This window comes from Flagellimonas profundi (assembly GCF_017313275.1).
GTDB lineage: Bacteria > Bacteroidota > Bacteroidia > Flavobacteriales > Flavobacteriaceae > Flagellimonas > Flagellimonas profundi.
Genome location: NZ_JAFLNM010000002.1, coordinates 494,564 through 507,496 on the forward strand (window position 1 = coordinate 494,564; position 12,933 = coordinate 507,496).

The 12,933-nt window shown below is 42.8% G+C and carries 7 protein-coding genes; all 7 read left to right on the forward strand.

The features are described 5' to 3' along the window. Nucleotides 1–57 precede the first annotated feature (57 nt). The 7 genes from J0654_RS11210 (at nt 58) to J0654_RS11240 (ending at nt 12,689) form a co-directional block, all read left to right on the forward strand. Nucleotides 58–3,192, forward strand: coding sequence for a WD40/YVTN/BNR-like repeat-containing protein (locus J0654_RS11210; RefSeq protein ID WP_207028971.1), 3,135 nt, complete (start codon nt 58–60; stop codon nt 3,190–3,192). A gap of 80 nt (nt 3,193–3,272) precedes the next feature. After that, nucleotides 3,273–6,398: a VPS10 domain-containing protein gene (locus J0654_RS11215; RefSeq protein WP_207028973.1), complete on the forward strand. Its 3,126-nt coding sequence runs from the start codon at nt 3,273–3,275 to the stop codon at nt 6,396–6,398. Nucleotides 6,399–6,416: 18 nt separating this feature from the next. Beyond that, complete coding sequence (locus tag J0654_RS11220) at nt 6,417–6,962, forward strand: CopD family protein (RefSeq protein ID WP_207028975.1); 546 nt, start codon at nt 6,417–6,419, stop codon at nt 6,960–6,962. Nucleotides 6,963–7,134: 172 nt separating this feature from the next. Next, nucleotides 7,135–8,547, forward strand: a complete 1,413-nt coding sequence (locus J0654_RS11225) for a sensor histidine kinase (protein WP_207029604.1) — start codon at nt 7,135–7,137, stop codon at nt 8,545–8,547. A 42-nt stretch (nt 8,548–8,589) separates the two neighbouring features. Then, nucleotides 8,590–9,372, forward strand: a complete 783-nt coding sequence (locus J0654_RS11230) for an enoyl-CoA hydratase/isomerase family protein (RefSeq protein WP_207028977.1) — start codon at nt 8,590–8,592, stop codon at nt 9,370–9,372. A gap of 24 nt (nt 9,373–9,396) precedes the next feature. Next, nucleotides 9,397–10,947, forward strand: coding sequence for a hypothetical protein (locus J0654_RS11235; protein ID WP_207028979.1), 1,551 nt, complete (start codon nt 9,397–9,399; stop codon nt 10,945–10,947). A gap of 1,040 nt (nt 10,948–11,987) precedes the next feature. Further along, complete coding sequence (locus tag J0654_RS11240) at nt 11,988–12,689, forward strand: hypothetical protein (protein WP_207028980.1); 702 nt, start codon at nt 11,988–11,990, stop codon at nt 12,687–12,689. The last annotated feature ends 244 nt before the right edge of the window (nt 12,690–12,933 follow it).

The window sequence follows — 12,933 nt, forward strand, 5'->3', positions numbered from 1 at the left end:
AACTTTTTTTGCGCCTTTTTCACTACATTTAAGGCTGACTAACTCAACACTTTTAACATGAAGACTTGCTTTTTCAAATTTGGTATGCTTTTGCTTACCGCAACCTTGTTTATTACCCCAATGCATTCCCAGCGCAGGAACAAAAAACAAAGCGCGCCTGAATATCCCGAAGAACTTTACTCGAGCTTGGATTACCGATTGATCGGCCCTTTTCGCGGAGGACGTTCCGGAACGGTTGCCGGAGTTCCTGGAGAACCGAACTTATTTTATTTCGGTGCCACAGGAGGAGGTGTTTGGAGAACTAAGGATGGAGGTCGTTCCTGGGAAAACATTTCGGATGGTTACTTTGGTGGCAGTATTGGTGCCGTTGAGGTAGCGCAAAGCGACCATAATGTGATTTATGTAGGTGGTGGTGAGCAGACCGTTCGTGGAAATGTCTCTTCAGGATATGGCATTTGGAAGACCGAAGATGCCGGTAAAACATGGACATCTTTGGGCTTGGATAAAAGCCGTCATATTTCCCGAATGAGAATCCATCCCAAGGACCACAATATTGTATATGCAGCGGTAATGGGAAACCTGTACAAGCCAACCACCGAGAGAGGTGTCTATAAAAGTACGGATGGTGGCAAAACATGGAAAAAAGTACTTTATGCCAACGATATGGCAGGGGCTGTTGATCTTACTTTTGATCCCAACAATCCTAGAATATTATATGCATCAACATGGAGAGTACAACGTACACCTTATAGCTTAAGCAGCGGCGGCGAAGGTTCCGCGCTATGGAAAAGTACCGATAGCGGGGAAACTTGGACGGAAATTTCCAACAACGAAGGTTTTCCGACCGATACATTAGGTATTATTGGTGTGACCGTTTCGCCTCAAAACAGTAATAGAGTGTGGGCGATGGTGGAGAACAAGGACAAAGGTGGTTTGTACCGGTCGGAAGATGCAGGTAAAACGTGGTCCTTGGTTAATAGTGATAGAAGTTTGAGACAGCGTGCTTGGTATTACACAAGGGTTTATGCCGATACCAATGATGAAGACGTCGTATATGTTTTGAATGTGCGTTACCATAAAAGTACCGATGGGGGAAAAACCTTTGAATCCAACAATGCTCCGCACGGTGATCACCATGACCTTTGGATTGCTCCAGAAGATTCCAACCGTATGATCATGGCCGATGATGGTGGGGCCCAGGTAAGTTACGATGGTGGAGAAACCTGGAGTACCTATCACAATCAGCCCACTGCACAGTTTTACAGGGTCACTACGGATAATGCATTCCCATATCGAATTTATGTGGCACAGCAGGATAACTCAACGGTAAGAATCAACTATAGAAGCGATGACGGGTCCATAGGAGAGGATGATTGGGAATCTACAGCAGGAGGTGAGTCTGCTCATATTGCCGTAGACCCAACCAACGACGATATTGTATACGGTGGCAGCTATGGTGGATTTCTTACTCGTATCAACCATGCTAAAAATACCAGAAGAGCCATAAATGTTTGGCCAGATAACCCTATGGGTTATGGTGCTGAGGGAATGAAGTATCGTTTTCAGTGGAACTACCCTATTATGTTCAGCAAGCATGATCCCAAAAAGCTATACACCTTCTCCAACCATGTTCACATGACAACGAATGAAGGTCAAAGTTGGGAATTGTTGAGCGGTGACCTCACTAGGAACGACCCTTCGAAATTGGTGTCCAGTGGAGGACCCATTACCCAAGATAATACCAGTGTGGAATATTACTGCACCATTTTTGCAGCCAACGAAAGCCCCTTAAAAGAAGGGTTGCTTTGGGTAGGCAGTGACGACGGACTTATCCACGTGACCAAAGATGGAGGCCAAACTTGGGAAAACGTGACTCCTCCGAACATGCCCGAGTGGAACATGGTCAATAGTATTGAGCCCTCTGCTTTTGATGAAGGTACTTGCTACGTTGCCGCTACACGCTATAAACTGGGCGATTTTGCACCCTACTTGTACAAAACCACTGATTATGGTAAAACTTGGACCAAAATCACCAATGGAATAGAAAATGAACACTTTACCCGTGTGGTCCGTGAAGACCCAAAAAGAAAAGGCTTATTGTATGCGGGAACCGAGACAGGCATGTACATCTCCTTTAACGATGGTGCCGATTGGGAAAAGTTTCAATTGAACCTGCCCATAGTACCTATTACTGATCTGGCCATTAAAGATGATAACTTAATCGTGGCAACCCAAGGTAGAAGTGTTTGGGTGATCGATGATCTTACCGTTCTACATCAATTGGATGAAGCAAAGAAATCCGCAGATGCCATTTTGTACAAGCCAAGAGATAGCTATAGAACCAAAGGTAGAGCTGCAAGTAGGCCATCCAAAACAGAAGGTGAAAACCTGGCCAATGGAGTAATTACCCATTTTTACTTGAAAGATTTCTCCGAAAAGGATAGTATCGCATTGACCTATACCAAAATGAACGGGGATACCTTGGCTACCTACAGTACTTATGCTGAGGAAAAAGACAAAAAGTTGGAGGCAAAAAAAGGAGGCAATACCTATGTTTGGAATACAAGAGGTAAAGGAGCTGAATTGTTGAAGGGTATGATTCTTTGGGGTGCCAACTTAAATGGGCCAAAAGCAGTACCGGGAACATACAAAGTTACATTGAACGTAAACGGCGAGACCCAAACGGAAAACTTTACCATTCTCCCTGATCCCAGGGCCGAGGTAACGGTGGCCGATATGCAAAAACAATACGATTTCATCACCGAAGTGAACGAAACTGTGGACAGGGCACATCAATCCATCAAAAAGATCAGAGTTATTAATGGTAAGTTGGATGAATTCATCAAAAAGTATAAAGATGATGAAGCAACAAAAGCTTTGGTGGATAAGGCCAAAAAGTTGAAAGAAGAGTTTGGGGCAATCGAAAAGGAACTCTATCAAACCAAGAACAGAAGTCGTCAGGACCCATTGAACTTCCCCATCAAGTTGACCAATAAATTAGCGCATTTGAACAGTTTGGTTTCCTTTGATGATTTCCCTCCAACAGAGCAGGATATTGCTGTTAAAAATGAGATGTCAGGAAAAATAAACGCACAATTGAATGCTTTTGATGCCTTGATCGACAAGGAAATTTCAGCCTTCAATGAAGAATTCAATCAGCTTAAATTGGATTATTTGAGCATTGAAGAATAGATAAAAAGGCCCTTATGTTTTTCATAGGGGCTTTTATTTTACACATTACATTACTTCTTTAAAACAAACCAACCAACACCATGAAAAAAGGACTTCTTTTTTTAGTAAGTGCAATTTTTGGAACACTCACTTTTGCACAGACCGCCAACGATTATTTTGAACCGATGAAATTTAGGAACATTGGCCCTTTTAGGGGTGGACGTTCCGTAACCGCAAGTGGCGTAGTAGGTGACCCCTTGACCTATTATATGGGCACAACTGGAGGTGGTCTTTGGAAAACCACCAATGCTGGAGGCCTATGGGAAAACATTTCGGATGGATTTTTTGAAATGGGTTCAGTGGGAGCGGTTGCCGTATCGCGATCCAACCCTAATGTTGTGTATTGTGGAATGGGGGAACATGCACCAAGGGGCGTAATGACTTCCTATGGTGATGGCATGTACAAATCCAACGATGCAGGAAAAACATGGATAAAGTTGGGTCTCGAAAAAACACAGCACATTTCGCGGATCATTGTCCACCCGACCGATCCAGATATTGTTTACGTGGCAGCTCAAGGCGCATTGTATGCTCCAAATCAGGAAAGAGGGGTATACCGTTCCATGGATGGAGGAAAAAGTTGGGAGAAGATTCTTTATGTGGACCAAGGCACTGGCGCAGCGGAACTTTCCATGGATGCCAACAACCCCTTGGTATTGTATGCGGCCATGTGGGAGCATCAGCGTAAACCCAATAAAGTGATCAGCGGAGGACCGGGAAGCGGTTTGTATAAAAGTACCGACGGCGGGAACACTTGGAAAGAGATGACCAAAGGTCTTCCAACAGAAAAAGGGAAAATGGCCATATCTGTGAGTCCTGCCAATTCGGATAAGGTGTATGCTTTGATTGAAAGTGACTCCAACCAAGATAAAGGAGGTTTGTTCGTCTCCAACGATGCTGGGGAAAGTTGGCAGATGGTAAGTGGAGATAACCGTTTGGTGCAACGCGCTTGGTACTATATCGAAGTTTTTGCAGACCCAAACGACGAAAACACGGTGTATGTGTTGAGTGCACCCATGCTGCGTTCGGAAGATGGGGGTAAAAGCTGGGAAACCATTTCCGTTCCCCATAGTGATACCCATGATCTTTGGTTCAATCCGGAGGATTCAAAAAACATGGTCATGGCAAATGATGGTGGGGCTACAATCACTTTCGATTATGGGAAAACCTGGACACCATTGGACAATATGCCAACCGCCCAATTTTATCGTATTAACACGGACAACCTTTTTCCCTACAATATTTATGGAGGTCAGCAGGACAATACTTCGGTCAAAATCGCAAGTTTATCTGTGGGTAGATGGAGTATCGGAAGAGAAGACTGGCACTATTCCGCTGGGGGTGAAAGCGCCTTTTTGGGCTTTGACCCGGATAACCCCCGCTATGTAATGGGCGGTAGTTATTTGGGAACCATTGAACTATTGGACATGGAATCTAAAATGTCCAGCAATGTGATGGCGGCACCTATTCAATATTTGGGACGTGATGCCCGCGATATGAAATACCTGTACAATTGGAATGCACCCATAATTTGGTCCAAGCACGAGCCAGGAACTTTTTATCATGGAGCACAATTGGTCCTCCGAACAAGGGATAACGGGGTAACTTGGGAAGAAATATCCCCAGACCTTACCCGGGACCAAGATGAACTGCAAGGAAAAGGCGGCGGGCCATACACCAACGAGGCGGTAGGAGCGGAGAACTATGGAACTTTGGCTTACCTTATTGAATCACCACATGAAGCCGGTGTTTTGATCACAGGCAGTGATGACGGGTTGGTGCACATGACCAAAAACGGTGGTGAATCCTGGGAAGATATTACCCCAAAAGGGTTAAAGGAATGTTTGGTGAACGCCATTGAAGTATCCCCCCATGATCCAGCAACCTTATACATTGCCACCACTCGATATAAGTTCAACGATTATACCCCTGGACTTTACAAAAGTACCGATTACGGGAAAAGTTGGACCAACATTAGCGAAGGAATCCCTTATGGGGCCTTTACCCGTGTAGTCCGCGAAGATCAGGAACAAAAAGGATTGTTGTACGCGGGCACCGAGAAGGGACTTTATGTATCGTGGAACGATGGTAAAAAATGGGAGCCTTTGCAACTGAATTTACCGAAAACACCGATTACCGATTTAAAAGTGCACAAAGGGGACTTGATCGTGGCGACATCCGGAAGGAGTTTCTGGATTTTGGACAACATTACCACACTTGCTCAGTACAAAGGGGCTGCCAATGCGCTAAAACTATATCAACCTGAAGAAGCCATTCACGCCAACTGGGGTAGCCCAATGAGCCGTAATTCCAAAAACCTGGATGGCACCGATCCTTATGAGGGAGTGAATCCTGCCAACGGCATGGTGATCTATTACAATCTTCCAGAAAAAATGGATTCCAGTGAAGTGACCATGGAAATTTTGGACGGACAGGGCAAAGTAGTTCGCAGTTTTACCTCCACAAAAGATGAAAGTTATATTCCGCACAATGGAGGAGGGGCGCCACCAAAACCTGTTTTGGGAACAGAAAAGGGACTGAACCGTTTCGTTTGGGATTTAAAAACACCTATTGTTCCAGGTGTGCCGGGAGTTTATATCGAGGCCAATTTTACAGGACATAAGGTGCCGCCGGGGAATTACACCATCAATTTGAAAGCCGGAGATAAAACAGTCTCAACCCAAGGAACTATTGTACCAGCACCAAACACCGATATTTCCCAAGAAAGGTTTGAAGAGTACCACGCCATAATGACGGATTTCGAGACCAAGTTGACGGACATGCACAACAAAGTGAACAAATTGAAAAAAGTGCAAGACCAGTTGGAGGAGCTTTTGAAGGATTTGGATAATGAGGAACTTAAAAAAGAAGGTCAGACATTGCTCGATAAATTAAAGAATTGGGATGGAGAAATGGTTCAACGCAAATCACAAGCGTATGACGATGTGGAGAACTTCCCCAACAAGTTTACCGCAGAATATCTGTTTGTAATGAACCATAGCAACAGTGCATTGCCACAAATCAACCAACCATCAAAAGATAGAAAAGCGGCACTGGAAGCACAATGGGTCGGATTAAAGCAACGTGCAGAGATCTTAATGAATACAGAAATCCCTAATTTTAACACCAAACTTTGGGAGAATGGCATTGGTGCCATTCGTATGTAAATTTTAAAAGTTGGACAATTGCTATATCCCTATATAAAATCGCTGCACCTCATATTTGTGGTAACCTGGTTTGCGGGTTTGTTTTACATCCCCAGGCTTTTTATCTACCATATTGAAGCTTGGCAAAAACCATCGCCCGATAAGGAAATACTATCCGATCAACTAAAGTTGATGACGAAAAGACTTTGGTATATCATCACTTGGCCGTCGGCAGTTTTGTGTACGCTTACGGCGATTTGGTTGTTGATTTTAATGCCAGGGTGGTTGCAACAACCTTGGATGCACGTAAAACTGGCTTTTGTGCTTTTACTTTTTGTGTACCATTTTAAATGTCATCAAATATTTAAGCAGTTACAGCGCGATGAGGTCAAATACACTTCAAAATTTATGCGGATGTGGAACGAGGTGGCCACTATTATCCTTTTTGCAGTCGTTTTTTTGGTGGTTCTAAAAAGTGCCTTCAATTGGATCTATGGCATAGTGGGCATGATTGTGCTTATGGTGCTACTGATGCTCGGCATTCGATGGTACAAGAAAGTACGGGACAGGAACCCCAATGCGTAGCAAGTCCGAATTAAAGCCCAAGTTAAACAATCAGGGAAATGGTCGCCTTTTTTGGGATTTGAAGTCGACTCCTGTACGTGTACTTTATTTGGCTCGATAATTGCTAAATTTAACATTAAATCAAACGATCTTGCTAAGAAAACTCTCCTTACGGTCGCGCATATTCATTGCCATGATTACCTTGGTAGTGCTGGCTTCCGTATTGATTGCAGGGGTCACTGTTTATCAATATAAGGAGCAGGGGAACGATTATCACAAAGAAAGGTTGGAGCGAAAGGAGGAACAGTTGATGAAGAGCATTAATTACACGCTCAAAGAGACTACCTACCCAATTACGACCGAAAACCTCCATCTGATCTTCAGCGAAGAGATCTATGAGATAGCCAATATCCAGAATGTTAATTTTAATATTTACGACCTCGAGGGCAATTTGATCAAAAGTTCAAGGCCTACCTTTGAATCCAATACCATAGCGACTTGTCTTGATGCCGAAGTGCTGAATTTTCTAAGAGAAAGTGGGGAAACCAGATTTGTTGAGGAAAAAAGGGCGGCAGGAGACAACTATCAGGCTACCTATAGGTACATCTACGACCTCAAGTTTAAGCCCATCGGCATTATGAACCTTCCTTATTTTGAAGATAACACCTTCAACAATATGGAGTTGAAGGAGTTTCTTTTCAGATTGGGGATGGTGTACCTTTTAATGCTTATAGTTGCCATCATCTTAGCTTATTTTATTTCAAAATACATTACAAGATCGCTTCAGACCATATCCGACAAGATCAACCGGACCAACTTGACCCATCAAAATGAAAAAATATATTTGGAAAGCCCAGGTGAGGAAATTGCCAAATTGGTGGACTCTTATAACCGGATGATCGATGAATTGGAAGAAAGCGCTGTAAAATTGGCACGAAGCGAACGGGAACAGGCATGGCGCGAAATGGCAAAACAGGTTGCCCACGAAATCAAGAACCCATTGACGCCATTGCGCCTTTCCGTACAAAGCTTTGAGCGCAAGTTCGACCCGAACGACCCCGACATACAGAAAAAGGTGAAAGAGTTCTCCAAAACCTTGATTCAGCAAATCGATACCATGAGCAACATTGCCACCGCCTTCTCCAGTTTTGCGGATATGCCGGCGCAACAAAACGAGACCTTGAACGTGGTAAAAGTGGTAAAGCTGGCACTGGAAATTTTTAATGAGGATTACATTCATTTTATAGCTGACGAGGAAGAAATCATAGCCAAACTAGATCGCACACAATTGATCCGCGTTATCACCAACTTGGTGAAGAACGCCATTCAGGCCGTTCCCGATGTGGAATCGCCCAGGATTTTGGTAACGGTTGCCACGGTGGGTGAGCATGTAAAAATCTCCATAGCAGATAATGGACTTGGTATTGCCGACGAGTATAAGCATCGTATTTTTGAGCCCAAGTTCACCACTAAGTCCAGCGGAACGGGATTGGGCTTGGGCATGGTAAAGAACATTGTGGAAAACTATGGGGGAACCATTAACTTTACCTCAAAAGTGGGAAAGGGAACCGTGTTTACCATTGAGTTTCCTAAAGAACATAAATAATAATGGCGGACACGTCACAGACCGTCTCAAACATCAGTATATATGGATTTTGAAAACATTTACATTGAGGAAGAGAACAATTTGGCCACCATAACCATAAACAGACCCAAAAAGCTCAATGCCCTTAACAAAAGAACCATTGATGAGCTCCATGTAGCTTTCAAGGAATTGGATGAGGACAATGAAACAAAAGTCATTATTATAACCGGAAGCGGTGAAAAAGCTTTTGTAGCGGGTGCCGATATTTCTGAATTTTCCGATTATTCCGTTAAAGAGGGGCGTCAATTGGCCGCCGCAGGGCAACGGAAACTCTTCGATTTTGTTGAAAACCTTTCCACGCCGGTTATTGCCGCTATTAATGGTTTTGCTCTTGGTGGTGGATTGGAGCTGGCCATGGCCTGTCATTTTAGGGTAGCCAGCAGTAATGCAAGAATGGGACTTCCTGAGGTCTCGTTGGGGGTTATCCCAGGTTATGGAGGCACTCAACGACTGCCCCAGTTGGTCGGAAAGGGCCGTGCTATGGAAATGATCATGACAGCGGGGATGGTTGATTCCGACAAAGCCTTTGGTTATGGATTGGTGAATCACGTTGTATCCAGTGAAGAACTGTTGCCATTCTGCAAAAAAATAGCGGGCAGGATATCGAATAATTCTACCGTTGCCATAAAACACGCAATAAAAGCAATAAATGCTGGTTTTAAGTATGACGCTGATGGCTATTCGGTGGAAATTGATGCTTTTGGCACTTGCTTTGGTACCGATGATTTTAAAGAAGGTACTTCCGCGTTTTTGGAAAAACGTAAAGCCGATTTCCCCGGATCATGACCATTGGCCTAACCAAGCCAGACCATGAAAAAAACCCTATTACTACTTTGCTTTGTACTTGCAGGCATGGCGGTGAACGCCCAAAAAATGCCGGTATCCTACGATTTTGGTGAAAAGTATCGCGACAGATATCGCTATTCCAACCTTGTTGCCTTGGATGAAGACGATTCGGGAGGATACATTTTAGTGCGTGCTTACTACCAAGGATTGATTCTTAAACCCAAAGGATACCTTATTGAAAAATACAACAGCGATTTGGAACTGGTATCCGAATACAACTATAAGCTCAAGGGACTGGATTTTCTGAATGCCTTTCTCAAAAATGGTCAGTTGAACTTGATGTTCCTCAATTATAATGGGTTAAGTGGACAATACGAATATTGGATACATACCAGCCCCATTATAGATTTTAATTTTAAGGAGAAGAAGTTGCTTTCCATCGCTTCTGAACAGGTGAACGATCCCGTAGGGAAAAACTACTACAATAGGGATTTTTCGAGAGGGTTTACCACCGCCATTCTTTTTGATGAAAATAAGGCCGGCTTTGTAATCAGTACGCACCATAAAAGAGGGAAGAGCAACAAGCATATGATCCATATGTTCGATACGGCACTTAACAAAAAATTCGAATACGACTTTTCCGATGAAATAGAAGAAAAAAACTATGCTTTTGAAAATGTTGCTTTTTCGCCAGACCTTAAAACAGCATATGTGGTTGGTAAGGCGTATTTTAAAAAGCGACGTTTTAGGGTAGATGAGAGAAAGTTTCAGTACGAGTTGATCAAGTTTTCACCATATGGCCACAAAACGCAGTCTTTTGTGGATCCGGGAAAATACCCGGAAGCATTGTATCCGGTTCCCATTAAAGATAAACTGGTGTGCGTAGGCTTTTATGCGGATAGAAAAGACAATCGGTACAACGGCATTGTCTATTTTGACACAGACCCTAACACCTTGGACATTAGGACACAAAAATACAACCCGTTCTCACAACAGTTCATGGAAGACAAATTTGGTCGTGAAGGAGATAATGACATTAAAAATTTGGTTTTTAAGGGTGTGGAGGTAACAGATGAACAAGAGATTTTATTTAATGCGGAAGAGTATTTTGTAACAACCGGATTGGAAACAACAGGGGCCGGACAACGCGTAAAGATCGAGCGGTATCATTACAACGATATTGTCAGTGTTAAACTGGGCCGGAACGGCACTATGGAATGGGCACGCAACATTAATAAAACCGAGGTGACACAAGGTGATGGTGCTTACGCATCCTATAGTTCCTATTGTAAAGATGGCAGCACGTATTTCTTTATCTGTACTTCTGCGGAAAACCCGCAACTTATCAATAACGAACGATTGATTTTTAAACAAGGATTCAGTCGTAACCGCAATGTTTTCATGATTTCTTTGGATGAAAATGGGGTTATGGATTATGAAAAGATCATAGATCAACAAGAAGCCAGATTACCGTTTATGGTTTCCAAACCACTCAAGGACCAGAGCCAGGACAAAATGCTTTTCTACGCTAAAAGAGGGAGCAGAAAACAATTGGTGAAAGTGGATTTCAAATAAATTGAATAGCCGTAATCAATCATAAAAGCAATAAGTTGTCAGGTCGGGCGCAGTCGAGAGATCTTATAAACAAATTAACTCTAACCCTTGCTGGCAAATAGGAGATTCTTCACTCTGTTCAGAATGACATGATCTTCTGTGGTTGTGGACATTTGTGTAATTCTTGTCACCCTTTATTTCTGAAGTGTCATTTCGAGTGCAGTCGAGAAATCTCATAAACGAAATGATTTTTCACCCTTGCTGGCAAATAGGAGATTCTTCACTTCGTTCAGAATGACATCATCTTCTGTCTTTGTGGACATTTATGTGATTCGTGTCAACCCTTTATTTCTGAAGTGTCATTTCGAGCTCAGTCGAGAGATCCCATAAACAAATCAACTCTCACCCTTGATACCAAGGTGGAGATTCTTCACTTTGTTCAGAATGACATCATCTTCCGTCTTTGTGGATATTTGTGTAATTCTTGTCACCCTTTATTTCTGAAGTGTCATTTCGAGCGCAGTCGAGAAATCTCATAAACAAAATGATTTTTCACCCTTGCTGGCAAATAGGAGATTCTTCACTTTGTTCAGAATGACATCACCTTCTGTGGTTGTAGACATTTGTGTAATTCTTGTCACCCTTTATTTCTGAAGTGTCATTTCGAGCGCAGTCGAGAAATCCCATAAACAAAATGATTTTTTATCCTTGTTGGCAAAGAGGAGATTCTTCACTTTGTTGAGAATGACATCATCTTCTGTCTTTGTGGACATTTGTGTAATTCGTGTCAACCCTTATTTCTGAAGTGACAGCACACGAAGAAGGTTTTTGGACCATAAGAAAATAAATCACCCACAAAAGAAAATAATGGCCCCGGTTCGGGGCTTTTTAATTTTTCATCGACCAAAAAAGAAAGAAAAAACCTACAATAAATTTTGGTTATCAATTCTTAACCGTCATTCATCAAACCATAACCACCATTGGTTAGTTAGGCCCCAAAACCACCCTACATCTGCAATACTTTTGGAGCCATTAACCCTTTTAACAATTAATAAAAAGTTATGAAAACATTAAAATTTTTAAGTATGGCCATCATGTGTATGGCAATGGTTTTGGTTTCTTGCACAGGGGATCGGGGAGAGACCGGACCTCAAGGAAAGCAGGGAATAGCCGGAGCCGATGGTGCCAATGGTGGTGATGGTGCTGATGGCACCGATGGTATTAGCTGTTGGGACCTTAACGGAAATGGTGTAGGGGATGCCGATGAAGACATTAACGATGATGGTAATTTTGATGCATTGGATTGCCAAGGAGCCGATGGCACCAATGGTGTTAATGGCTCCGATGGTAATGCAAATGTTCAGGCATTTAATATTCTTCTTACTGATTTTTCAGGAACTAACTTGCCATTTACAATACCAATGGATCCTGTTGACCTACCAAATTATGCCATGCTTTTCTATCTAACGAATAAGAATAATGTAGTTTATGCTGTACCAGGCCCAATGGAGGCGAATCTTTTCTATACAAGATTGTTTTACAACCAAGATAGCAGTAATGGTTCGATTCAATTCGTAGACTCGACCAATGACGCGGCTTATAATATCTCGGCAGGATATTTTATTAATTTAAAGATAATCGCCATAGAAACTACAACCGGTGCTAAAAATGCTCAACAGAGTATTATGGACGAACTTAAAGCTGCTGGAGTGGATACCAACGACTATGATGCTGTGGCTGAATATTTTGGTTTGGATAAATAAGTAAAGGATATTTTTACCCTCTAATCGAGGCAACCTGACCATTGACTAAAAGCTGGGCAAATGCCCGGCTTTTTTATTTGGCAAAGAGGAGATTCTTCACTCCGTTCAGAATGACATCATCTTCTGTCTTTGTGGACATTTGTGTAATTCTTGTCACCCTTTATTTCTGAAGTGTCATTTCGAGCGCAGTCGAGAAATCCCATAAGCAAATGAACTTTCACCCTTGCTGGCAAGGTGGAGATTC